Raw genomic sequence first — 24,110 nt, 5'->3', positions numbered from 1 at the left:
TCACCGGTCCTCGTGCGCGCCGGTGTCCCGCGATTCATGTGGATGAGCCTCCGACTGCAAGTGCGCCAAGGCCGCTCCGATCATGGCGAGTTCTCGGGTCCTGTGGCTTTCCATCGGATAGACGTCAGCGCCATCGGCAATCTCCACGGCATTGCGGGCCAGATCGGCGAATGGCCGGATGAAGGCCACGATGAAAAGCAGCGTGAGCAAAAGCAAGATCAATGCGAAGCCGAAAAGGCGCAGCAGCAGATCTCTCGTCATCGTACGCACAGGCAAGGCGGCCGCATCGCCATCAATCCGGGCGACCATGTTCCAGCCGAACCGCGGCAGGTCTGCATAAGCCAGTTCGGCAACCGTTGTGGTGAAATAGGTGTGACCATCCGGCCAGGTTTCGACCCCGGAGCCCGAGGCGCCGGAGCGGGCCATTCGGAAGCTCGGCAGATCGAGCGTGGCTGACTTCTCGCTGACAGAGGTGGCGACGAGTGCACCATCGGCTCCGACAACGAAGATATCCACCTTCATCGCTTCGGCCAACTCGTTGAGGAGCCGTTGGGCCCAATCGACATTAAGATGAAGACCGAGCACGCCTATTGTCGATCCGTCGGAACTTTTGACGGGAGTGGCAAAATCGAGAAACCGCAAAGGCGCGCCTTCTGGGTGCGGCGGAAGCTTGGAAGCCAGCAGGAGAGCCTCATGCGCGTCTCCCGCAAATGTCCCCGTGAGTCCGGCCTTGAACCAGGGACGCGCTTGGACGCTTTCCCCGACAAGAAGTCCGCTGGAAGCGGCCAGAACGATGCCGTCGGTTTGGGCAAAGCCGGCCCAGGATACGACGTCCCCGTCACCGACGAGAGCGTTGAGCTGCAGTTGCAGATCCTGAGGACGGGAAAAAGACAATTGATCGCGAACGGCGAGCAGATTGCGCCATTCACGGTGCAAGGACTGCGCGACTGCTGTCTGGACACCATGCATGCGTATCTCGACGGCATCTGTCAGCCGCGCCTTCTCGTAGACGCGGCCCCGCTCGTTGATCAGCACATAGGCCATGACAAGCCCGATGATTGCGCTGACCAGAACGAAGCCCATCGTCAGGAATGCCAGCGAGGGGCTTGGGGCGGTGGCTCGGAATCTAAACGGCATGAAGACCTTTCCGCACTTTGCGGGATTGTTATGCGTCAGGTGCCCCACAGCTCTCACTGCAGGTAACGGCTCACGCGCTCAAATGGTGACTATAGCTTATTTAGCATGCTGTCACGTTGATGCGCACCCGCCAATATTGCCTCTCTCGTTTACAGCAGCCGCCTGGGGTCGTTTTCGCGGCTTCGGTGTTCCTCAACACTCTCACCCGCAGTCGCTATCTGGCTCCAAGTATGCCTACTGTCCAATCTGAGTAGAAGCGAGCGCGATGTACTGCTTCCGTAGGGACGCGGGGTAACGGATTGTATCTCCGTTCGGCCGGATGTCCGTTTTGAACGCATGACTGTGAGCAGCTACGTTCAAGCTGTACCTTGCAATGCTCGTTGGAATGGAGAGACAGGTCATGGCGCGGGTCGGCTTAAGGGAATGGCTGGCGATTGCTCCGGTCATCGCATCCGGCAGGCTTTCCCGCTACGGCGGCGGACAAGACGGACCGCTTGCGCGGTTCGAGGCGGATTTTTGCGTCGCCTTCGACGTTCGCAACACGCTGACGGTCTGTAACGGCACCGCCGCACTGATCGCGGCGCTTGTCGCATCCGGTATCGGCCCTTCGGACGAAGTACTGGTGCCCGCCTATACCTGGATCGCGACGGCCGGCGCTGTACTTGCGGCCGGCGCTGTTCCCGTCCTTGTCGACATCGACGAGACCCTGACCATTGACCCCTTCGACATCGAACGCAAGATCACCCCGCAGACTCGGGCGATCATACCGGTGCACATGGCGAACATGGTCTGCGACATGGACAGCATCATGCGCATTGCCCGCGAGCACGGCCTTATCGTCGTCGAGGACGCCTGCCAGGCGGTTGGTGCAACCTACAAGGGGCGTCGAGTCGGAACGATCGGTGACGTCGGGGCCTTCAGCTTCAACCAGTTCAAGAACATCAGCATCGGCGAAGGTGGGGCGATCGTGACCAACGACGATCATCTGTTTGCGCGAGCCCGGATGTATCACGACATCGGCTCCGTGTTTCGCGGTCATCTCGACAACGCCAACGAACCTCCCTTCTGCGGTGTCAATCTGAAGGCCAGCCAGATCCAGGGCGCGATGCTCAACGTCCAGCTCAGCAAGCTTGATCCGATGATCGATCGCATGCGCCGGCGCTATGATGCCGTGGCCACGATCCTCTCCTCCACGGCAGATTTGCGCGTCGGGCCGCATAACGACCGCTCCAACGCCATCGGCCTTCACGTGATCTTCGACACGGAGAAGGAGGCACAAGCATTCGCGGCCGAAAACCCGCGAGGCGTCCACCGAGTCCATGACTCGAGTAGACATGTCTACAGCTTCTGGAAGCCCATATTAGAGCAGCGCGCCGCTCATCCGCGCATGAGCCCCTTCGCTTGGGCCGCCCGTCCGATGGACTATTCGCCAAACGCCTGTGCGCGCTCCCTCGATATCCTGAGACGCACATGCCGCATCAGCCTGGGCGAAAACTATCCGCTTCCGGTAATGAAGTTTCTCGCCCGCAGGATGGGGCGGCACCGCAATGCTCCTGTCCGCGCCTATGTCACAACGCCGGACTACGGAACCTGAGCAATGGAAGAATGTGCACCGGCATCGCTTCCGGCCGTCATCGATCTCTGGACATGGTGGCTGGAGCGGCCGACGAGCGAGGTCGCAAGGCTTGCCACGCTCCTTTCCCACGACGAAACTGCCCGGGCCTTGCGCTTCGTGCTGGCACGTGATGCCCGTCGCTACATCGTCGCACGGGCAAGTCTGCGCATCGTTCTTGGCAACCGCCTCGGAGTCCCACCTGACGAACTGACGTTTGATTACAACGAGTTCGGCAAACCGCACCTTGCACCGCGAGACTCCACCCCGACGCCACATTTCAACCTTAGCCACAGCGGGTCGCTTGCAATGCTCGCGATCTGCGACCGTTTCCCTCTCGGCATCGACGTAGAAGAAACAAAGCCGCTCAAGGAGGACATTGCCGGGTATTTCTTCTCCTGCCGCGAACGCGCATCCCTGAAGAGGCTGCCGCAAAGCGACCATCTGAACGGCTTCTATCGTTGCTGGACCCGCAAGGAAGCCTTCGTGAAGGCGCATGGAAGCGGTCTTGCGATCGCGCTGGACTCCTTCGACGTTTCGGTCGGGCCCAGAGCGGCGCTCAATCTCGGACGCCTCAATGGCGACGCATCTGAGCGCAGCCACTGGAGGCTTTACAACATCAGGGTTCCTGCCGGATTCCAGGGTGCCCTTTCCGCTTTGAGCGATGGAGCGCCCGTACGGCTGCGCTATCACGCCTGGCAAGGCGAGGATCTATCGCTTGGCAACATCAAAGGCTCAGCCGCGCATCCAGGATGTAGCGATCACCTGCCGCATCGAAATGATGACAGCCAATCAGTTTGGGCTTGAAATCGGGATTGATGGTTCTCACGCACCGCTCGCGATAGTTTTCCCGGTCAAGCTGCTCAATGAGCATGATGTTCAGCCCATAGCCGTAGATTCCGTTTTCGTTGCGCTGTGAGGGACGATACAGACGCCCATTCCTCTCGAACATCCGCCCGGCATTCCGGGCCGTCGTGCTATCGAGAACGACGGGATTGCGCCTGTGCGGAACGACCCAGGACAGACCCGGGCCATCAACCTCAAAGACGTGCAGCTCACTGCAATGGTCCTCATAGGCGTGGAAGTCGGACAGGTTGGTGAAGAGCCACCATCGGTCCCTGTAGCGCGTCAACACGCTGTCGGCTGGAGATAGGCCGTGAAGGGCAGTGGAGTGTAGCTCCCACTTCAGTGGAAATTCCACGCAACGCCAGATCTCCAGCCGACGCGCCTGACTTGTCTCCGGCATCATGAAAAGCTCACGTCCATGGCGGAAGACGAAGGGATAGGAGAGATGATAGTCACGTTTCAGCGCTACACCCAGTCTCTCCAGCCTGTCGCCGACTAGACGTGCAACCGCGATGTGGGCCTTCGCGTCGCCACTCGCATAGGCCTCGTAAAACAGGTAGCAGCCGCCGTCATGCTGGAGAAGGAAGGGGTCAGCGCGTATTTCGTCCCGGTCGGGGACGATCTCGACGGACTGCCGCGGATCGAAATTCTCGATGTCGCCGCAACCGGTGCAGAGTGTCCAGACCGCCGATCCGCCGCCCATCTTCCTGTATAGCGCCTTGCCGGCGCGAAACAGGAAGCTCGCCGGATAGTGAACCGCAATAGCCCAGAAGATTGCGACCGGACGGCGGCGGCCGTGGACCACTTGGCTGCGACGGCTTCGGCATGGCATCCAGTTTACCTGTCTCCGCGACACGAACCAGTTCGCGCATGAGCAGCGTGACCGCTCTCTCCTTGATGAAGCCCGCGTTTCGCTGGGCGCTGAACTTGGTGTTGAAGGCCGATGTCGCGAGGCGCTGAATCTCGGGAGCGGCTCCGTACCGCGCGTTAAGCACCAGCGCACTGGAAGGCGCGTGATGCACCACGCTGTCATAGCCGAACCAGTCAGCCGTCTCGCTGCGTTCGTCGGAAAAGGAAAGGCTCCATTCCCCGAAAGGAAGCGCACGAACGGCCTCGTCAGGAAGACCGACCCCAGTCAGGCGCATGACGAGGTCAAGGCCGAGATCCGATACGAGCCGGACGGTCCGCTCGGCGTCGCTGCTGTCAAGGTCGACGGCCGGTGGCAAATGCTCGAAGCGCTGCCCGTTCGGACTAAAATGGCTGCTGACATAGGCAGGCTCACGCGCCAGCATCGCCCGTTCCAGCCGCGCGAGGCTTCTGAACACGGGGGATATCGGCTGCGGCCTAAACGGCCGGGGGTGAACCAGGAAGCCCGCCAGCACGAGGCCCGGTGCGGCCATGACGCGGTCGAACACACGCTGCTCCCAATTTTCAAAGACGCCACTTGGCCCGACCAGAAATCCGATCCGCAATGGACCCGGCGCCGCGGGGCCGCTGTTCTCCTGCGTGCGCGCCACCATGTCACTTCCGGCCGGTCAGCAGCTGGTCTTCGATCGAGGCGGCAAGTCTGCGAATGCCGTCGAGCGCTAGGGAGCCCTCGTGCCAACCCTTGAGTTCGATCACGTCGGCGTCCCGGTCGATGGCATCTCCCCAGCCAAACCGCAGCTTGGTAGCGCGGCGATGATTGGCCTGGCTTCTAAAGAGCCGCACGTCTCGCGCGTCCTGGACCTGATAGTCCCGGGCGGCCTGGACGAGGATCTCCGTCGCATCCGCGTTCGCCTGCTCTTCTCTGGAGGGCTCGGCGGCCCCCACGCCGATCAATCGCATGAGCCTGAGCGTAGCATTGAACTCCTTGAGGAAGGCGACGGGGCGCAAGCGCCCGGCCAGAAGCTTTCGGGTGAAATAGCCGGTGCGCCGGATCCGCTTTTCAGTGTTCCACCAGAGCTGCCGGGACTTCGGCAATGAGCGGAAATAACCCGGGGCCCAAGAGTCTATGACGGCGGTGAACGCCACATCCGTGCCAGTCAGCTTGAGCTGGCGAGCGACTTCCACCGCCAGGACTCCATTGACGCAGAGGCCGACCAGGGCAATCGGACCCTTCGCGTCGGCGAGCGGCATCGCAGCGATCGCGTCCGCTGCAATCTGTTCGAGAGACGACCGGTCTGTTCCAGAGGACGAAGCCCCGAGCATGCTGACGTTGTAGACCGATACCGTGTCTGCCAGTTCGCTCGCCAGCCGATAGTAGAGGAAGGGGTGGTTCAGCGTGAAGACAGTGCAGGGGCCGCTGCCTACTTTATAGAGGCTCGCCTCCCAGGCACCACCAGTCGCCAGAGCCACTTCCTCGACGTCGTCGTCGCCGAAAAGCGCGCGTGTGAAACCGCCGAGCGTCGGCGTACGGAAAAGGAGTTCCAGATTGGGCCTGATGTCGAAGCGCTCCTTCACCGCCGAGAGCATGCGCAGCGCCAGCAGCGAATGGCCGCCGAGCGCAAAGAAATCGTCTTCGGCCCGCACCGATTTCACGTCCAGCACCCGAGCCCAGATCTCCGCGAGCGCCGCGACCCGCTCGGGTGGCGACATCCGCTCACGAGAGTTCACCGCTGGCAACTCCGCGGTTTCGACACGGCCTGCCCGAATCCCGGAGAGAGCGCCGACCGGTGTTTGCGTCACGCGGCTCCCCGACGTGCCGAAATCACCTCCCTCGCCAGGCGCCACAAGTAGTGACAGGGGGGCTGCCGGTCTGCTGAGCGCAAGCTCGTAGGCGTCCTGCCACATCTGGAGCAGTTTTTCGATGGTGGCCCGATCGAAGAGATCCGTGTTGTACTCGATCGACATCCGCCAACCGGACGGGCGGCCGATCATGATGAAGCTGAGGTCGTAGATGACGCCCGGCGATTGCGACGGAGCGCTGATGAGTTCGAAGGAGCCATAGCGCCGATCCTCGAGGAAGGCCTTCTGCAGGTTGAAGTTCACCGAGATCAGAGGATTGCGCGAGGGGTCCCGCGGCGGATTGATCAGTTCGACCAGTTTGTTAAACGGCATGCGCTGGTGGTTGAGCGTCGCTTTTACGACTTCGCTCGAGACCCGCAGATGATCGAGGAAGGATACATCCTTCGCGACATGGAAGCGAAGCACCAGGTTGTTGATGAAGACGCCGATCAGGTTCTCCAGATCGGAATGGTCCCGCCCGGCAATCTGCGTTCCAAACAGGATATCACCGGCGCCCGTGTATCGGTGGAGCATCGCGCTCATCACCGCCGCGCCGTAGCTGTAGAGCGAAACGCGGTTCTCGCGGGCCGCATTCTCGATCCTCTCGCTGAACTCCAAAGGTTTCACGACCGACAGGATATTCCCGTTGTTCGTCTTCTGGGCCTTGCGCGGATGATCGGGTGGCACCTCGAAATAGGGCGCGCCGACCAGTTGTTCCCGCCAGAACGTCTTTTCGGTATCGAAGCCGTAGCTGTCGAGATAGGCTTCTTGCCACAGCGCGAAGTCGCCGTATTGCAGGGGGAGGTCCGGCAGGTCCGGCGCCCGCCCCGCTTCGATCGCCGCCGCGATCTCGCCAACCTCTCTGCCCAGCACGCGGATCGACCATCCATCAAAGCAGCTCTGGTGCGCGGTAATCAGGATGAAGGCACGCTCGTTCTCGACGATCAGCAGCGACACGCGAATGAGACCCGGTCGGCTCAGGTCGAAAGGCGCGGATGCCGTCTCCTCTCCGATGGAGAGGATCCGCTGCTCGCGCTGCTCGGCCGGCATGCTTCTGAGATCGATGACCGACAGCCTGAAGTCGACGCTTTCGACGACCTGCTGATAGGGGCGGCCATCGCGTTCGAAGAAACGCGTGCGCAGGATTTCGTGCCGCTGGATGATCCTGCGCAGCGCCGCCTCGATCGTCGATGCTTTGAATTCCCCACGGATCTCCCAGCGCACGGCAACATTCAGTGCCGGGTTCCCCGGCTTCAGCTGATCCAGCACCCAGCAGCGCAGTTGGGTCTGGGTGCAGGGGAATTCTCCGACGATCGCCGTTGTCGCATTGGGGGCAGGCGTGATGTTTCCCATCTGGTTCATTGCACGTTTCCCATTCCTCGACGCGCGCCGTTACGAAAATCAGCCAGCGAGGGGATCTGGTAGGCCATGGCCTCGAAGCCGCTCTTCTCCTGTTCGTCCGCGTAGGCCGCCAGTTCAGCAATTGAAGGATGGCGCAACAGGTGCTTGGCCTCCAGCGGCAGGCCCTCGTCCAGCATGCGCGCGGCGATGCGGAAAATCGTCAGCGAATCCGCCCCGAGCTCATAGAGATTGTCCTCGACGCCGATGTCGTCCATGTTGAGGACGGTTTTCCAGATCGTGGCGAGCTTCTCCTCCATCTCAGTCCGGGGCGCGACCTTGACCGACACTGTCTCACGCTGAGGCAGGCCGCGCTTCGCCAGCGCGTTGCGGTCAAGCTTGCCGTTCCCGGTCTGGGGAAGCGCATCCTCGAGTTGCCAGTAAGTCGGCACCATATAGGCAGGGAGCTGAGATCGTGCGTGGGCCGCGAGGGTTTCGCCCAGCGGGGCCGCAATACCCGGTTCGGCGACGAAATAGCAGACCAGCGCCGGATCACATTTGCTGTTGCGGACGCCAACCACCGCGCATTGGCGCACGCCTGCGACCTGGGAGACGACAGACTCGATGTCTCCCAGCTCTATGCGGAAACCACGCAGTTTGATCTGGTTGTCTCGGCGACCTAGCAGCTGAAGTGAGCCATCGGTCAGGCGCTTGCCTATATCGCCCGTCTTGTAGAGCCGGCGAACGCCACCGGTCCCGATGTCACATTCGACGAAGGCCTTCTCCGTCAGGTCCGGCCGTTCGAAATAACCGCGAGCCAGGCCATCACCACCGATATACAGCTCCCCCGCCACGCCGACGGGCGCCAGCCTGCCATTGCCGTCGATGATGTGGAGTTCGGTGTTCGCGATCGGATGACCGATCGTGATCGGAGCATCGTCATCGAGAATGCGCTGCACCGAGGACCAGATCGTCGTCTCCGTCGGGCCGTACATGTTCCACAATTCCGCGCCGATGGCGACGAGCGCCTTCGCCAGGTCCTTGGGAAGCGGCTCGCCGCCACACAACATCTTCAGTCTACCGCTCACCTTTCCAATGCCGGCCTCGACCAGCATCTGCCAGAGCGTCGGTGTCGCCTGCAGCACCGTAGCGCCGCTCTCCTCGACGAGCCGAACGAGCGCGAACCCGTCCTGAACCTGCCCGCGATCAGCGATGACCACCTTGCCGCCGGTTACGAGCGGCAGGTAGAGTTCGAGCCCGGCGATGTCGAAGGAAACCGTCGTCACTGCGACGATCGTATCGTCCTGCGTGAAACCGGGTTCGCGCGCCATCGACGCCAGGAAATTGACGAGCGCCCGGTGGGACACCTCGACACCCTTGGGCGTACCCGTGGAACCGGACGTGAAGATGACATAGGCGGGAGCCATTGTATCGGACGGCAGGTCCTCGATCGGCGCTTCGGACTGATCCGCGAAGGCGCCGCTTTCCTTGTCCAGGCGGACGACACGATCGCCGTCGCCGGCAAGCCTGGCCGAAGAATCGCTGTCGCAGATGATGGCGACCGGATGCGCGGTTTCTAGCGTCTGGCGCAAACGCGCCTCCGGGTGTTCCGGATCGAGCGGCACATAGGCGTGCCCGGCTTTCATGGTCGCCAGAAGCGCGATGAGCATGTCGAGCGAACGCTCGACCAGGACTGCGACGCGCTGCCCCCTTTCCGGCACAACGGCGCGGATGTGGCGGGCGAGTCGGTTGGAGTGCGCCTCGAGTTCGCCGTAACTGATGGTTCTGCCCTGGTGGATGGCAGCGATGGCGGCGGGCTGCTCCGCGGCCCTCCGCGCGAAGAGCGAGACAATTGTCTGGTCACGCTCGTAGTCGGCAACGCTCTCATTCAGACCGGTTGCCAACCAGTCGAGTTCCGTCTCTGAGAGAAGCGGCAGTTCCGCCACAGGCCGCTCCATGTCGTTAGCCAGCGCGGTAACGAGCGTGATAAAATGATCAATCCAGCGCTCGACGGTCTCCTGGTCAAGCACGTCAGCATTGTAATCGACGTCAATGCGTATGCCGTCGGCACTCTCGATCATGTTCAAAAACATGTCGAAGTTTGAAAAGGCCTTGGCATTGGGTTCGATTTTCGCGGTCAGCCCGGAAAACTCGGCATTGGCCGTAACCCGCTCGAGATTGAATTGTATGCCCGTCAGCGGAAGGCGGTGAGGATCGCGGCGAATGTTAAGCGCCCGCACGAGGGTGCCATAGGTATAATCCTGATGCTCGAAGGCCTTTAATACCAATTGTTGCGTGGCCTTGAGATGATCCTTGAAGGAAGATGAGGCATCAACGGACTGGCGCAACGGCAGAAGGTTGACGCAGTGTCCGACCAGGATCTTGTCCTCCACAAGGCTCTGGCCGGCTGAGGGAACCGCGATGACCACGTCCGATTGCCCGGTAAGGCGCGAGACCATGACCTGAAGGGCCGCGAGCAGCGTCGAAAAAAGCGTTGCGCCCGCGCCAGCGCCACGCTTCTTAAGCTGCTTGTAGACCTCCTTGTCGATTGTTTGCGTAGAGGTACCGCCTGCGAACGTCCTGTGCTCCGGGTGCGGCCGGTCGAACGGCATCTCAAGCACCTCAGGTATCTCCTTGAACTGGTCCAGCCAGAAACGCGCGGTTTCTCCCGTCGGTTCGGACTTCGGTGCGAACTCCGCCGCGTAGGTGGCAAAGGAAACCGCAGGCTCGAACTGAACGGTCTCACCGCGAATTGCGGCCGAATAGGCGGCCGACAATTCCTCGATCAGCACGTTCATCGACCAACCGTCGCAGACAATGTGATGGGCCGTGAAGACGAATGCGTGCCTGTCGCCAGCGAGCCGAACCAGCAAGGCCCTCGCCAGCGGTCCATTGACCAGATCGAAAGGAATAACCGCTTCGGACTTGACGAGGTCCCGTAGGGTAGCCTCGCAGTCGGCCTCCTGCGTCATGTCCAGGATCGGCATGTCGAGGGCGAAATTGGGGATGAAGCTGAAGTGTTCGCCGGAGCGGCCGAAGCGGATGTGCAGGGCGTCGTGGCGATCGATGACCGTCTTTAAGGCGTTGGCGAATGCGGCCTCGTCGAGATTGCCCTCCAGCCTGAGGGTGAAGGACTCGTTGAAGGAACAGGAGGCCTCGTCACCCGCCTGGGCCGCAAGCCAGATTTCGGCCTGCGCCTCCGTTAATGACACCGTGTCCGGCCTCGTGGACGCTTCCTGTCTGACGATCTCTTTGTCGGATAGCTTGGAAGACGCCTGCAGGATCGCGCCTGCGCCCGCGCCGTTCGGAGCGAGGATCCCCACCGCCTGCAGAGCATCCACACCGTCCCGGAAGGCCTTGGCGATAAAGCGGAAGTCCTCCTCGGTGTGTGCCGTGGTCAGGAAGCATGGATAGCCATCCTGGATGTGCACGCCATTCAGGCGCAGATATGGATAGAGCAGCCCGCCGAGCGGATCCTGATTGCTGAAATCAGTCACGAACCAGCTCTTGTACCCTTGGATGTGGGGCGCGACACCGCGCCATTCCAGGTCGGCGTTGATTTCGCTAACAAGCGCTTCCGTGCGCTGGGCGACGCGATCGTAGAGGGCCGCACCGTCGTCCTTGATATGCTTCAGGACCGCCCGGGCCGCTGACAGCACAACAGGATGGCGTACAAAGGTCCCGGCAAAGAATGTCGGCGCGACCATCGGCACGGAATCATCACCGTAGTTCCAGTGGCCTCCATCGAGCGCATCCATGAACCTGGCGTCGCCGGCGAGCACGCCGATCGGCATGCCTCCACCGATCACCTTGCCATAGGTCGCCATGTCGCCCTGGATGCCCCAGACCGCCTGCATCCCACCCGGATGGACGCGGAAGCCCGTCACGACCTCATCGAAGACAAGCGCGAACTGCGCCTGCGTGGCGATGTCCCGAACGGCGCGAACAAATTGTTCGGGCCGCAATTCGGGATGGCGGCTCTGGACTGGCTCGATGATGACGGCGGCGATATCACCCGCATTGGCACGGATCCACTCGAGGCTTTCGGGGGCCCCGTAGCGAAGCACCATCATGTTCGAAACGGAACTCGAGGGGATTCCGGCTGCGATTGGCAGGGCCACGGGGTTGGCGGCCCGATTGCGGCCCTTGACCAGGACCTCGTCGAACTGCCCGTGATAGTCGTTGGCGAACACCACGATGTAATCGCGCCCTGTTACGGTGCGCGCCACGCGCATCGCCGCCATCACCGCTTCCGATCCCGTGTTGCAGAAGGTCACACGTTGGTGCCCGGTCGTCTCGCATATCATCTCGGCGACTTCGCCTGCCAGCGGCGTCTGAGGGCCGATGGCAAAACCGGCATCGATCTGCGTCTTCATCGCTTCGATGATGAAACCCGGCGCATGGCCGAAGGCCGTCTGACCAAATCCGTTGACCAGGTCGACATATTCGTGACCGTCAATGTCCCATATGCGGGCGCCCTTGGATCTGTCGGAAACGATTGGAAAGATCATTTCCTTCCAGTCGGCCCGGAAACCCGTCGCTGTCCTGGGGTCGGCAAGACGGCGCCGGTTTTTCTCGGTGAACGCCTTGGACCTCCGGTTTTGATCGGCATAAGTCGCGACGACTCCGTCAAGAACTTCTGCTTCACGGGCGAGAGTTGGGGAGCGATCGGCTTGGCACCGGGCCGGTAGAGCCGGACACGTTCGGTGCCGATCTCGCCTTGTTCCTCAGTGCCGCCCCCAGGCGCGGGGGGCTTGGGAGCGGCAACTGGAGCCACAGGCACCTCGGCGCCGCGAGGGGGCAGCAAGGGGGACGACGAGGCGGCCTGAAGCACTTGAAGTTGATGGGTGAAAAGGGCCTGTGTCATCTGGATCTGGGACTGAAGGATGGCTTCGAGGCCGGCACCGCCCTCTATCTGCGCGGCAGGTGCAAGCGCTGCGACCGGTGCGATCGATGGTGAGGCACCAGCCGGTCCAGGCGCCCTGACTGTCATGCCCCCCGGGACCGCCGCTGCGGCTGACGTGGCAGGCTGCGGCATCTCTCGGTCCAGGTGCCGCGCGAGATCGGCAATGCTCGGAATTGTGCTCAACAATTCACGAAACGACAGTTTTACGCCAAACTGCTTCTCGACCTTCTGGGCGAACTGACCGATGAACAGCGAATCGAAACCAAGCTCCAGGAACGTGCTCGTTCTGCTGTCGCTGTCGAGGTCCTCTCCGGACATATCGCCGAGTAGCGCCATGAGCCCGCTCTCCAGCTGCGGAATACGATCTGACGGTGGCAAGGGGTTCATGGCGTTCATCGTTTCAATCTCGCCTGTTGGTTTCGTAAGGGACACTTCGGGGCGGACACTGGGCGCACTTGCGGCTCGCCGGACAGGCGCAGGCGCGTCGATCCAATGACGCTGACGTTGGAACGGATAGGTTGGCAACGGTACGGCGCGTTCGGCCCCGGTGGACAGCGGTGGCCAGACCAACTCGCAGCCGCTCATCCAGAGCCTGCCGTGCGCGTCCGCCAGAACGTCCGCGGCGGCGCTGGCACGATCATGCTCCGGCATCGACTGAACGATGGCGATCGTACCACTGCGGCTGATGGTTTGCGCAGCAAACGTCGACAGCGTCCGGCCGGGCCCGACCTCGAGCAGGACAGGTTTCTGGTCGCTGCAAAGCGTGACAAGACCATCAGCGAAACGCACGGCTTCGCGGCAATGCCGCGCCCAGTAGTCGGGCGAGAAACCCGCCTCGTCGGTCTGCCATGCGCCGGTCACGCAGGAGACATAGGGGATCGTCGCGGTGCCATAGGTGACCTTCGCGGCCAGCTCCCGCAGCTCATCGATGCACGGCTCCATCATTGCGGAGTGGAACGCGTGGGAAGTTTGCAACCGGCTGAAGGCGATCCCGGCCTTTTCCAACGCAGCGCAGACCGCGTCGATATCCTTGAACGGCCCGGAGACGACACACAGCTTCGGCGCGTTGATGGCCGCGATCTCGGCGCTTCCGCGCAGATGGAGCTGCGCCGTTTCCGCTTCGCAGCGAACCGATGCCATCGCACCCGGTGGCTGCTTCTGCATGAGCCAGCCTCGCATGGCAACGAGCCTGAGCGCGTCCTCGAACGAGATGGCGTTGGCGATCGTGGCGGCCACAAACTCGCCGACGCTGTGGCCGATCATCGCGTCCGGCATCAAACCACGGCTCATCCAGAGCCGCGCCATTGCGTATTCGACCAGATAGAGGCACGGCTGCGCGATCCGCGTCTCGCGCTGCTCCTGCGCCATCGTCTCGGTCACCTGGCCAGCGTGGCAAATGTAGTCGCGCACGTCGATGCTGTAACTCATCTTCAGCACTTCGGCGCCGCGATCAATCCAGCGGGCGAACTCGGGCTCGCGTCGATAGAGCTCGGCACCCATACCAACATATTGCGATCCCTGTCCCGGGAACATGAACACGACGGGTGGCGACGCATCCCCGGCAAGACCGACGTTCACTCGTTCGGCGCTCAACAGATCCACGGCCTGCGTGGCACTACTCGCCACCACGGCGGCGCGGTGCTTGAACGCGTGGCGACCTGTCTGCAAGGTACGGGCGACCTGGGTAAGCGCAATTGCTGGATTCGCTCGCAGGTGGGCAACGAGATTCTGGCGCACCGCCGTCAGCGCGTCGTCGGTGCGCGCCGACAGTGGCAGGATGAAAGGACCTTCATCGTCGTTGGTCGCATCCGGCCCCGGGGGCGGCGCCTCCTCCAGAACGACGTGGATGTTCGTTCCCCCGACCCCGAACGAACTGACTCCGGCCCGGCGAGGCGCTGACGTTTGCGGCCACGCCGATGTCATTTTCGGTATGTAAAAGGCGCTGTCATTCAGAGGGATGCGCGCATTGGGTTGCGCGTAGTTGGCCATGGCCGGGATTTTCGCGTGATAGAGCGCCAGCGCAGCCTTGATCAGGCTGCTCACTCCGGCGGCCGCATCCATATGGCCGATATTGCCTTTGAGTGAACCCAGCGCGCAGCATCCCCTTTTCTCGGCGATCCGGGAAAAGGCGAGCTGCAGACCGGAAAATTCGATCGGATCGCCTAGAGGCGTCGCCGTTCCATGGCATTCCACATATCCGATCGTGTCCGGCTCGACACCGGCATTGGCAAGGGCAATGGAAATCGCCTCAGCTTGCCCTTCTGCGCTCGGCGCCGTGAATCCGACCCTGTCGGAGCCGTCGTTGTTGACGCCGCAACCACGAATAACGGCATAGATCCTGTCCCGGTCGCGCAGGGCATCATCGAGCCGCTTGAGCAACACCACGCCCGCCCCACTGGCGAACACAGTTCCACTCGCTTCCGCGTCAAAGGGCCGGCAGATCCCGTCGCGGGATACCATGCCACCTTCCTGGTAGATGTATCCGCGCTTTTGCGGGATAGTGATGGACACACCTCCCGCCAGCGCCATGTCGCAGCTATAGGTCAGCAGGTTCTGGCATGCCTGCGAAACCGCGAGCAGTGATGTCGAACACGCCGAATGGATGGTGAAAGCGGGTCCGCGCAGGTTGAGCTTGTAGGCCACCCGCGTGGCGAGTGTGTCAGTGACCGATCCGACGATCTGATTGAAGCAGCCGATCTGGTAATTCGACGTGAATTCCTCGACCTTTGCGCGGTCTCCCAACACATTGTTGAGCAGATAGGTCGGCATCGAGCAACCGGCGAAGACGCCCACCATTTCAGAACGTCGATAGGGATCATAGCCTGCGCTTTCGAGCGCTTCCCAGCAGATCTCGAGGAAGATGCGGTGCTGCGGATCGGTGACGGCCGCCTCGCGTGGGAACATCCCGAAGAACTCAGCGTCGAACATATCAATGTCGCTGAGACAGGGGCGTGAGGCCACATAGTCCGAGCCCGAACGTTCGTCATCCGTGAAAGCATCTTCGAGTTCGCCTGGAGAAAACGACCTGAAGGCGCTTCTCCCCTCCTCAACGAGCGACCACAGAGCGTCCACCGATGGTGCTCCGGGAAACCGGCCGGACATGCCGACAATCGCGACGCCGTCCGCTACAATGGTCTCGTCCAAGCCCTGTTCGCTGACAAGGGGTTGCACAAGCTCGCCGTTGCCTTTCATGATGCGCTCCTGCGGAATTGGGACATGCTCCGTCTTTTTAAGGCCGCCCGCTGATCGGCGGTCATCGACGGGGATGCCTTTGGTATTCTGTCATCGAGAAACCGTGCCAGCTCGCGGATGGTCGGATGCTTGAAGAGTACAAACACGTCCAAGTCGCGCCTGAGTTTGGCCAGCAGCCCAGCCTGAACCCTCAACAGTTGAAGCGATGTGCCTCCGAGATCGAAGAAGTTGCGATCCAGCGGTATGTCCTCGATGCCGAGCACCTCTCGCCAGAGGCCGGCCAGCAGCTCTTCGCTTCGGCTTTCGGGTGCCGCCGGTCTGGCGACCTCGATTGGCGGTGCAGGGAGCTTCGAACGATCGACCTTGCCGGCCGGTGTCAGCGGCAACTCGGCAAGCACGATCGCCGCGCTCGGGATCATGTAGGCCGGAAGCGCATGGCGCAGCCGCTCCATGAAGGCCGGCACGAAATTTGGATTGCCGATGTCGTTTTCATTTTTTGGTCGAAGATAGGCGACGATCCGCTTGATTGACGCGCCCTGCGAATGGCAGGCGACCACGCCGTCCAGCAGCCGGGGGTCGCGGCGGATTGCTGCCTCGATCTCATCGAGTTCGATGCGCTTGCCGTTGATTTTGATTTGTCGGTCACGACGTCCCCTGAAGAGAACTATTCCGTTCTCGTCTTTTACGGCAAGATCGCCAGTCAGATAGCAACGCAACGGCCCCTGGCACGTCTCGACCATCACGAACTTTTCTTCAGTCAGATCCGGCCGATGCATGTAGCCGAGGGCCAGACCGTCGCCGGCGAGCGCGAGTTGACCATCGACGCCCGCTTCAACGGGGCGCATATCTTCGTCAAGTATCAGGATGCTCGTATGGGCAATGGCCTGCCCAATGGGCAGGTCGTCGCCGGCGAAGTCGGCGGGAACGGTGAATGTGGTTGCAATGCAGGATGATTCCGTCGGCCCGTAGGCATTGGTCAGCCGACAATCCGGATGGCCGTCCCGGAACCGCCGGACATGTTCCGCCGATCCGGCCTCCCCGCCGAATAGAACCTGGCGTAGGCTGGGCAGAGGTTCCGTGACGAAGTCGGCGAAAAGATTGAACATGCCTGTGGTCAGCAAAGCGACAGTCACTTCATTTTCGCGGATGACCTTGGAGAGATCGCCAAGCGAGAAGTCTGGAATGGGCATGCCGATGAGGGCAGCTCCGTTAAGAAGCGCGCTCCAGATCTCAAAGGTCGCGGCATCGAAGGATATCGTTGCCGTGTGCAGTACCGCATCGTTGCTGCTGAGATCGATGTAGTTCTGGTCGAGGACCAGCCGCGTGATCCCACGATGGGGTATGGCAACGCCCTTGGGCCGTCCTGTGGAGCCAGACGTATACATGACATAGGCGACATCGCCGCCACCAACCGTTGGCAAGCAAACGGAAGCCTCGACAGCAAGGGTCGGAAGCAGCGCTTCCAGATTGATCGTCGCACCCCGGATCTCGGGCAGCGCGCGCACATGCTCGCCGTGGACATCATCGATGAAGATGATCCTCGGCGCGCATTCTCCGATCACGTAGTTGAGGTGCTCGAGAGGAAAGGCCGGGTCGATCGGCAGGTAGGCGCCGCCCGCCTTGAGGATCGCCAGTTTCGCAACGACCGTGGAAAGGCAGCGCGGTACGGCGAGCCCCACCACGTCACCCTTTCTTATGCCAAGCTTCAACAGATATGCGGCGAGCGTGTCCGACAGGCGATCGAGTTCGTGGTAGTTCAGTGACTGGGCGCCGAATGCAACCGCCTTGGAATAAGGATTGTTTCGCACCCGTTGACCAAAGACGTCATGAACACTGCGTTCCCTGTCATAGTGGACCGCCCCCGGCTGACTCAACGCCATGCCGGCGCAATCATCGCTGTGAACCTTGGAATTGTTCATCGCCCCCCCTTGCCCAGGATCGTTGGAGTCGCGTCCAAGGAGCCCCCGGCTCCTCGCCGTCAAGGCTCGGATTGCTCTTCCTGAATGCCCAGAATTCCATGATCGGGAGAAATAAATAGATGATCATTGGGGTGAACCGTTTTACCGATTGTACCAGCGGACCTAATCCCTTTGACCGATGCGATTGATGGCCCGCGCGCTGGCGCTCATCCGGCGAGGCTGCCCCCAAGGCGCGACAAAGGAGCGGCTCCGCGACAGATTGGTGTCGCGGCCGGTTAACCCGGATAGCCGATGCGAATGCGATCACTTGAAGCTGTAAGCGCGGACGTATTCGACGAACATGTAGGAGGGATCGGCGGCGGCGTTCCTGCTCTCCTCCTCGACGAGCGCGAGGTTCAACAGGATATACATCGGCTGGCGATGTTCAGGTTGCGTTGGTGTCTTCCACACGAGTTGGCGATCGAAGTATACGCGTATCTGCGACGCATCGATCTTCACGCCATAGGTGTGGAACTCGGCCGGATCGGCCTCCGGAAAAACCTCGATACGTTTACCCTGCGAATAATGCCGTCCGTCGCGGTGCCAGACATGGACAACGGTGGAGAAGCCGTCCGGCCGGTCGCCGTAGTACTCGAGCACGTCGATCTCCGCAGTGTATCGCGATCGATCCAAACCGATCAGCCAGAAGGCAGGCCAAACTCCCGGCCCGGTCGGTAGACGCGCCCGCATCTCGAAGTATCCATATTGCTGGGCAAATCCCTCGCCCTTCGTATCGACGGATGCGAGTAGCCCGGAGCGCCATTCTCCACTCTCGTGCCGCCTGGCCTCGATGCGAAGGACACCATCCTTTACCGTGAAGGGGAAATCGGGGCCTGGTGCGGAAAAACGCGCACCACCGAAATCCCCCGACCAGGGCGTATGCGCAATCCAGCGCGTTCCCGGTCCCCATTCCGATACGTCGAGTTGCGAGAACTCCTCACTGAAGGAAAGGGTCATCTGTCCGGTATCAAGCAGATCGCCCGTATCGCCATTGTCATCGCCGTACGCATTCGCGGCCCGGCTCAGCAGCAGCGCGGCCACAAGCAGGGTCGCTCTTCTTGAACAGCGGCGAAATCCGCAACGCCGTGGGGCGCAGTTATGGTTACGATATGAGGGACACATGCCACTTGCGTAGCCGGTCGGGTCCGCGATGGGATAGAGCTGAATTCGTTTCGCCGCCTACCACAAAAGGCGTAGCCGCAGGCATGAATACGGTTAGCTTCCCCTCACCCCTGATTTTTGATGGAGTAACGAGAGGATCGGATGGGCAAGAAGGGCTGGGGCCAGCCTATCCGACGGTGGCCTATCTACGCCGGCGGGGGAACCGGGAATATGAATCTCGAGCTGATGGGAGTAATCACGATCGTGGCCGGCCTGGTCATTCTGACCGCGCCGATCCATTGGTCCTTTTCCCTGATGGTGCTGTCGACGCTGTTCGGCGCCGCTGCGGCTTTGAGCTTGCCGATGCTTGGTGGTGCCACCGTTCTCGTCCCCAGCCTCTTCCTGCCTTTCTTCGCCCTGCGTCTGTTCATGGCCGCTGGCGAAGGTTATTTCTTCGCCGCGCTTCAGCCGTCTCAAGCCGGATTCTGGCTGCTCCTTCTCACCTCGTTCGGCTTGCTGACGGCGGTGTTTTTTCCACGCATATTCCAAGGCATCACCGAGACGATGACGGTCGAGCGTGTGGCGAACGGGAGGAATTTCATTTCGCTGACGCCGCTGCGATTCTCGTCTAACAATATCACTCAATCGGTCTATTCCGTCGGCGGCGTAGTCGCGTTCGCCGCTGCCTTCGCCTATTTCCGCAAAGCCGGCACCCCACGACACCTCATCGGTGCGATCGTGCTTCTGGCTACAATGAACCTGGCTTTCGCGATAGCCGATGTCGTCACATACTTCACGCAGACCGAACACATCATGAGCTTCTTCAGGACGGCGAACTACGCCCTCTTGACGGGATCGGAAAAGGGCGGTCTCAAACGCATCTCGGGAACCTTTCCCGAGGCATCAACCTTTGCCGGCTACGCGCTGGTGCTGTTTGCGTTGACGGCCAGCTTGTGGCTCGACCGCATGCGATCGTGGACAACAGGAGTGCTTGGCGCGCTGTCGCTGGCAGCTCTGCTGCTATCCACTTCGGCAACGGCCCTGGTCGGGATCATGGTCGTGGTTCCGTTTCTGTGGCTTCGTGCGATTGCGACAGGTCTTCGGGACCCCGCGATGGCGCGGCCGACCTTCCTGGTCGTCGCGGTCGCGGTCGTTCCGTTGCTGGTTCTCATACTTGTCGTTCTTTTCCCCGGCATCACGGAAAGCCTGCAGGATTTCATAGACGAGATGCTGCTTTCGAAGGCCAGCAGTCAGTCGGGCCGCGAGCGCACTCTCTGGAATGCGATGGCCTACAAGACCTTCCTCGACACCTACGGACTTGGCGCAGGCCTGGGCAGCGCCCGCGCCTCCAGCTATGTCCTCGTCCTGCTCTCCAACGTCGGTCTTCTCGGTTTTCTCTTCTTCCTGATCTTCGTGGCTGCAGTGTTGGGCGCACGCACGCCCAGAAACGCAGATAGCGAATTGCTCTGCGTCGTGCGTGCGTGCAAGGCTGGCGTTCTGGCCATGGTCGCGACCTCGGCTATTTCCGGCACCGTCTACGACCTGGGCACGATGTTCTACGTTCTGACCGGCAGCCTTGCTGCCTTTGCCGTGCCAGCATCCGCAGGCGGCCCAGCGACCGGGTCACAGCATTCCTTGCGGCCTGCCGATTCCATGGAGGCCTTCTCATGAAAATTGCAGTGTTCAATGTGAAATTCAGTGAGAATCTGGGAGACGGCGTTCTGGCACAGTGCCTCGAAAAGGCGCTATGCCGCGATGGCGATATTGAGGTGGAGACCATTGATCTGGCCGGGCGTGTGCGTTTCGGTGCGACCTCGCCACATCGACGCTCCGCGGTCCGACTACTGCATGTCCTGCCAAACTTCGCTCGCCGTTTGGCTGTGTCCCATGCTCTGCGCGCCAAGCTGCGCGCCCTGGGTGAGGAATGGGACAGAAAGATCGCCGCCGTCGATGGTGTCGTTCTTGGTGGGGGCAATCTCTTCCAGGATGACGACCTCAACTTCCCGCTCAAGATCGGCACACTACTGGACAGCGTCCGCCGTAGCGGTAAACCGTTCGCCATCCACGCCGTCGGCGTCACCAGGTCCTGGTCGCCGCACGCGCTTGCGCTGTTTCGGCAGATCGAGGATACAAATCTCGTTTACCTGTCGGTGCGGGATACTGCGTCGCATGACAACTGGCGACACCATTTCCCCAAGGGTCACGCGCCCGCGGTCGTACCGGATCCCGGCCTTTTCGCCGGCGATCTTCTCACCGCAAGCGCTTTGGTGAACGAAGGCGAACATGTCGTCGGTATTTGCGTAACCGACCCGGTGATCCTGGCGCGCCATTCCGGCAGGCGCGTGCGCGGCATCTGCTTCGGCACATCCGGGGAATATGTGGAACTCATCCAGTTGCTCGTCCAGCGCGGTGAACGCGTCCAGCTCTTCAGCAATGGCGCGCGCGAAGATCAGGCTTTTGCCGAGCGGGTCTTCCTCGACGGGCGGCTCGCTCCCTGTCGTGCCGCCGGCAGGCTGCGGCTGGCGGAACGGCCGGGTACGCCTGAGGAACTGATGGACGTGATCCGATCGAACTCGGTCGTGCTCGCCCATCGGCTGCATGCCTGCATCGTGGCCTATGCCTTGGGAATCCCGCAGGTGGGCCTGGGCTGGGACCCGAAAGTCGAGAGCTTTTTCCGGTCGGTGGGGCGGCAAGACTATTTTGCCGATAGCCCTGAGATCACGCCGAAGCACATCTGCATGCTTCTTGAAGAGACAGCGGCAGGTGGGATCGACAAGACCGCTCAAGCAGTCGACGTGGCTGCGGCGACTGCCGCGGTTCGGTCTCTGAAAAGCCGTTTGCTTTCGTCGGAGGCGACAGCACCCGAGGCGATGAGTGGAAATCTTGTCCTCCACGTGTAGACGTAGGAAAAGGCGGCTTCTGCACAAGTAGATCTAGCGCCTCTGAGCAGCCTTTAGTTGCAACCTGCCGGAAATACAAAACTCCAGGATGCTAGAATCCAATTTAAGTCAGAGGGATTGTGCTAAATTAGTACATCAAAAGATGACCGATATTCTGATGGAGCGTATCTTGTTGCGATCGACTTTAGCCCCGTGATCAGGGCGGGGCCGGGAGTAGTTGAATGGGCATCGATGACTTGCCGAAAAACACACAGGAGGGGAATATTCAGCATCGCCGTGCCAATGAGTTGGCCGGCGCTTGCCTGCGCAACTTTCCCGCCGGCGCCACTGTCTTCGAACCTGGCCGCGAGGATTCGAGCATCCTGTTCGTCAACTATGGCTGGACGATCTGCGCCAAGCATCTGCCGAACGGTACCCGGATCGTGACCGAGTTCGCCCTTCGGGGTGACTTGATCTCCACAACATCCTGCGCTCTTGCCCAAGAGACTGTCCAAGCCGTGTCTCCGGTCAGCCTCTATGAATTTCCAGGTCGGCTCCTCGGGCGCGGACTGGACCTTTCTCCCCAGTTCACCAAAATCATTGTTACGGAGATGATCAAGCGCCAGGCGCGCATGTCCGAGCGCATCGCAAACATCGGTCGGCGCGACGCTCTTGAGCGGACCGGGCATTTGCTTCTGGAACTGGGCATTCGCGCAAGCGAGATCGCAAGACCAAACTTCGATGGCTTCGTCTGTCCTTTGAAACAATCCGATATCGGCGACGCAGTGGGCCTGTCGACGGTGCACATCAATCGCGTGCTCAAAGACATGAGGACGAACGGACTCGTCTCGTTCCGCAACGGGATCGTCGAGTTCCTGGACCGCAGGAAACTGATGGATCTCGTGGATTTCGATCCCGAATACCTGGCCACCCATATAGGTTGAGCGGCGCCCACTGCTCTCTCGTCTTGCTTTGCCTTCGGTACAGTACTGTACTATGATGATTTAGAAGAGCTTGATCAAATGGGCGAAGCTCGTGCCGGACTAGATGCGACCGGTTCGCTGTTGAGGCGTATATCTGCCAGTGCACCAGCGCGATCGAAGTAGCCGCATTCTCTATACATCAGCATTAATGGTAAGTACCCAACCCAAAAATAGTATCAATCAATTAACCTAGGTTAATGCGTATATAACTAAATTTAGAAATAATGGCATAACTGGAAACGCCCTTGAACTAGATCAAATACTGTCTCCGCTGCGGCTGAGAAGGCGTATCCTGTTTGCATGAATTCTGGGGGCCCGCAACAGAGTGATGTTAAACGTGCGAGCTGTGGTAAGGGAGAGTATTGTGAACACGCACATCGTTGCCCATGAGAATATCGCTCCACTTCAGAGCGACAGATTTCGAGCCGGACAAGCCTTTGCAAGCACAATCGATATGGATGATGAAGACGAAGACTTTATTCTGATTATCGACCCTCGCACACTCGGTCGGGAGTGCCTGTCACGTAGTCTGTCCATGTGTGATCCGGCCTTGCATATCCGAACGGCAGGATCAATCGGCGAATGGCGAAGTCTGCAGCCAAAGGATAACCCCGCCGCCATACTTGTTGTCTTCGGCGGCGCGAAGGTCAGTGACCAGGGAACTTGCGAGAAGATCGGAGATGTGGTGGGAGCCTTCACAGGCGTTCCCGTTATCGTGATCGCGGATTCGGATGATCTAAGCGAGATAATGAGGGCTGTGGAGATGGGCGCACGGGGTTACATACCCAATAGCGTCCACGTGAACGTAGCCGCCCAGGCCATTGCTCTGGCGCGGGCTGGGGGAGTCTTCATTCCCGCCAGTAGCATCCTCGCGGCAAAGGATGCGATCAATTCCGCTGTGAATGGGGCCAACTGCCGTTCGGATATTTTCACGCCTCGCGAGATCGAAGTCGCCGAAGCACTGCGTCGCGGAAAAGCGAACAAGATCATCGCCTATGAGATGAATCTCTGTGAAAGCACGGTGAAGGTGCACATTCGCAACATCATGAAGAAGCTCCACGCCACCAATCGCACGGAAGTCGCGTTCAAGCTGAAATAAGCGGTTCAGAGGCAAGAAGAGGCGCCGGATCATGTTTCCGGACGCCTGCCTTGGCCACCAAGTCAAGCCCGTGCACAAAACCGGTTTTCACGGCGTAGGCGCGGGTGGCACCTCTCGACGCACTGGTTCGCATTCATTGCGCTCGACACCCAGTAGCCAACTGGCGAACATCAGCAGCAATACGGTGGCGAGAACCGCAAGGCCAAAGGCAATGAACAGCGTATATTCCAGGAGATGGAGTGCGAACAGTGGAGCTCGTCGCACACCCCTCGTCCGCCTGCTCCATGGGATCAGTCCGTGATCGTCGAGCCGGGCATAGCGCATCATGATCAGGCTCATCCGCTTCTTCCTTT

15 protein-coding genes are annotated in these 24,110 nt (G+C 60.7%); 6 read left to right on the top strand and 9 right to left on the bottom strand.

Annotation, left to right across the window (positions count from 1 at the left end; translation table 11 throughout):
• Positions 1–1,137 (bottom strand): cache domain-containing protein, encoded by a 1,137-nt coding sequence (locus ACWPVA_RS18545; protein ID WP_454289076.1) that lies wholly within the window; start codon positions 1,135–1,137, stop codon positions 1–3.
• A 400-nt stretch (positions 1,138–1,537) separates the two neighbouring features.
• Between ACWPVA_RS18545 and ACWPVA_RS18540 the strand changes: the two genes are divergently transcribed.
• Positions 1,538–2,731: a DegT/DnrJ/EryC1/StrS family aminotransferase gene (locus ACWPVA_RS18540; protein ID WP_454289641.1), complete on the top strand. Its 1,194-nt coding sequence runs from the start codon at positions 1,538–1,540 to the stop codon at positions 2,729–2,731.
• 3 nt (positions 2,732–2,734) lie between these two features.
• Entirely contained in the window at positions 2,735–3,556 is an 822-nt protein-coding gene (locus tag ACWPVA_RS18535) for a 4'-phosphopantetheinyl transferase family protein (RefSeq protein ID WP_454289075.1), read from the top strand.
• On the opposite strand, the gene ACWPVA_RS18530 is transcribed toward ACWPVA_RS18535, so the two are convergent.
• From ACWPVA_RS18530 to ACWPVA_RS18500, 7 genes are all read right to left on the bottom strand, one after another.
• Positions 3,477–4,298, bottom strand: coding sequence for a glucosamine inositolphosphorylceramide transferase family protein (locus ACWPVA_RS18530; RefSeq protein WP_454289074.1), 822 nt, complete (start codon positions 4,296–4,298; stop codon positions 3,477–3,479). The two genes, ACWPVA_RS18535 and ACWPVA_RS18530, sit on opposite strands and share 80 nt — an antisense overlap.
• A complete protein-coding gene (locus tag ACWPVA_RS18525; RefSeq protein ID WP_454289073.1) occupies positions 4,186–5,115 on the bottom strand; it encodes a hypothetical protein in 930 nt (309 codons plus the stop codon). Before ACWPVA_RS18525 ends, ACWPVA_RS18530 begins: the two co-directional genes overlap by 113 nt.
• 1 nt (position 5,116) lies before the next feature.
• Positions 5,117–7,663 (bottom strand): condensation domain-containing protein, encoded by a 2,547-nt coding sequence (locus tag ACWPVA_RS18520; protein ID WP_454289072.1) that lies wholly within the window; start codon positions 7,661–7,663, stop codon positions 5,117–5,119.
• On the bottom strand, positions 7,660–12,150 hold the full coding sequence (locus tag ACWPVA_RS18515) for an amino acid adenylation domain-containing protein (protein WP_454289071.1): 4,491 nt from the start codon (positions 12,148–12,150) through the stop codon (positions 7,660–7,662). Before ACWPVA_RS18515 ends, ACWPVA_RS18520 begins: the two co-directional genes overlap by 4 nt.
• Positions 12,147–15,737, bottom strand: coding sequence for a type I polyketide synthase (locus ACWPVA_RS18510; RefSeq protein WP_454289070.1), 3,591 nt, complete (start codon positions 15,735–15,737; stop codon positions 12,147–12,149). The genes ACWPVA_RS18515 and ACWPVA_RS18510 overlap by 4 nt, the downstream gene beginning before the upstream one ends.
• Complete coding sequence (locus tag ACWPVA_RS18505; protein ID WP_454289640.1) at positions 15,734–17,617, bottom strand: amino acid adenylation domain-containing protein; 1,884 nt, start codon at positions 17,615–17,617, stop codon at positions 15,734–15,736. The genes ACWPVA_RS18510 and ACWPVA_RS18505 overlap by 4 nt, the downstream gene beginning before the upstream one ends.
• 342 nt (positions 17,618–17,959) lie before the next feature.
• The gene (locus ACWPVA_RS18500; protein ID WP_454289069.1) at positions 17,960–18,736 is read right to left on the bottom strand and encodes a glycoside hydrolase family 16 protein; all 777 of its coding nucleotides are present in this window, start codon (positions 18,734–18,736) and stop codon (positions 17,960–17,962) included.
• Between the two features lie 291 nt (positions 18,737–19,027).
• Here ACWPVA_RS18500 and ACWPVA_RS18495 point away from each other — a divergent pair, with 291 nt between their 5' ends.
• The 4 genes from ACWPVA_RS18495 (at position 19,028) to ACWPVA_RS18480 (ending at position 23,757) form a co-directional block, all read left to right on the top strand.
• Entirely contained in the window at positions 19,028–20,467 is a 1,440-nt protein-coding gene (locus ACWPVA_RS18495; RefSeq protein WP_454289068.1) for a hypothetical protein, read from the top strand.
• Complete coding sequence (locus tag ACWPVA_RS18490) at positions 20,464–21,696, top strand: polysaccharide pyruvyl transferase family protein (protein ID WP_454289067.1); 1,233 nt, start codon at positions 20,464–20,466, stop codon at positions 21,694–21,696. Before ACWPVA_RS18495 ends, ACWPVA_RS18490 begins: the two co-directional genes overlap by 4 nt.
• Positions 21,697–21,917: 221 nt before the next feature.
• On the top strand, positions 21,918–22,619 hold the full coding sequence (locus ACWPVA_RS18485; protein WP_454289066.1) for a Crp/Fnr family transcriptional regulator: 702 nt from the start codon (positions 21,918–21,920) through the stop codon (positions 22,617–22,619).
• A 403-nt stretch (positions 22,620–23,022) separates the two neighbouring features.
• On the top strand, positions 23,023–23,757 hold the full coding sequence (locus ACWPVA_RS18480) for a LuxR C-terminal-related transcriptional regulator (protein WP_454289065.1): 735 nt from the start codon (positions 23,023–23,025) through the stop codon (positions 23,755–23,757).
• Positions 23,758–23,844: 87 nt separating this feature from the next.
• On the opposite strand, the gene ACWPVA_RS18475 is transcribed toward ACWPVA_RS18480, so the two are convergent.
• A complete protein-coding gene (locus ACWPVA_RS18475; RefSeq protein ID WP_454289064.1) occupies positions 23,845–24,096 on the bottom strand; it encodes a hypothetical protein in 252 nt (83 codons plus the stop codon).
• Between the last annotated feature and the right edge of the window lie 14 nt (positions 24,097–24,110).

It is taken from the genome of Rhizobium arsenicireducens, from assembly GCF_964021225.1.
Note: the sequence above shows the minus strand (reverse complement) of the source record. Positions and strands in the feature narration are given on the sequence as shown.

Coding starts and splice junctions, on each gene's coding strand:
- ACWPVA_RS18545 (WP_454289076.1), bottom strand. CDS start 1,137: ATGCCGTTTAGATTCCGAGCCACCGCCCCAAGCCCCTCGCTGGCATTC.
- ACWPVA_RS18540 (WP_454289641.1), top strand. CDS start 1,538: ATGGCGCGGGTCGGCTTAAGGGAATGGCTGGCGATTGCTCCGGTCATC.
- ACWPVA_RS18535 (WP_454289075.1), top strand. CDS start 2,735: ATGGAAGAATGTGCACCGGCATCGCTTCCGGCCGTCATCGATCTCTGG.
- ACWPVA_RS18530 (WP_454289074.1), bottom strand. CDS start 4,298: ATGGGCGGCGGATCGGCGGTCTGGACACTCTGCACCGGTTGCGGCGAC.
- ACWPVA_RS18525 (WP_454289073.1), bottom strand. CDS start 5,115: ATGGTGGCGCGCACGCAGGAGAACAGCGGCCCCGCGGCGCCGGGTCCA.
- ACWPVA_RS18520 (WP_454289072.1), bottom strand. CDS start 7,663: ATGAACCAGATGGGAAACATCACGCCTGCCCCCAATGCGACAACGGCG.
- ACWPVA_RS18515 (WP_454289071.1), bottom strand. CDS start 12,150: ATGATCTTTCCAATCGTTTCCGACAGATCCAAGGGCGCCCGCATATGG.
- ACWPVA_RS18510 (WP_454289070.1), bottom strand. CDS start 15,737: ATGAAAGGCAACGGCGAGCTTGTGCAACCCCTTGTCAGCGAACAGGGC.
- ACWPVA_RS18505 (WP_454289640.1), bottom strand. CDS start 17,617: ATGGCGTTGAGTCAGCCGGGGGCGGTCCACTATGACAGGGAACGCAGT.
- ACWPVA_RS18495 (WP_454289068.1), top strand. CDS start 19,028: ATGAATCTCGAGCTGATGGGAGTAATCACGATCGTGGCCGGCCTGGTC.
- ACWPVA_RS18490 (WP_454289067.1), top strand. CDS start 20,464: ATGAAAATTGCAGTGTTCAATGTGAAATTCAGTGAGAATCTGGGAGAC.
- ACWPVA_RS18485 (WP_454289066.1), top strand. CDS start 21,918: ATGGGCATCGATGACTTGCCGAAAAACACACAGGAGGGGAATATTCAG.
- ACWPVA_RS18475 (WP_454289064.1), bottom strand. CDS start 24,096: ATGAGCCTGATCATGATGCGCTATGCCCGGCTCGACGATCACGGACTG.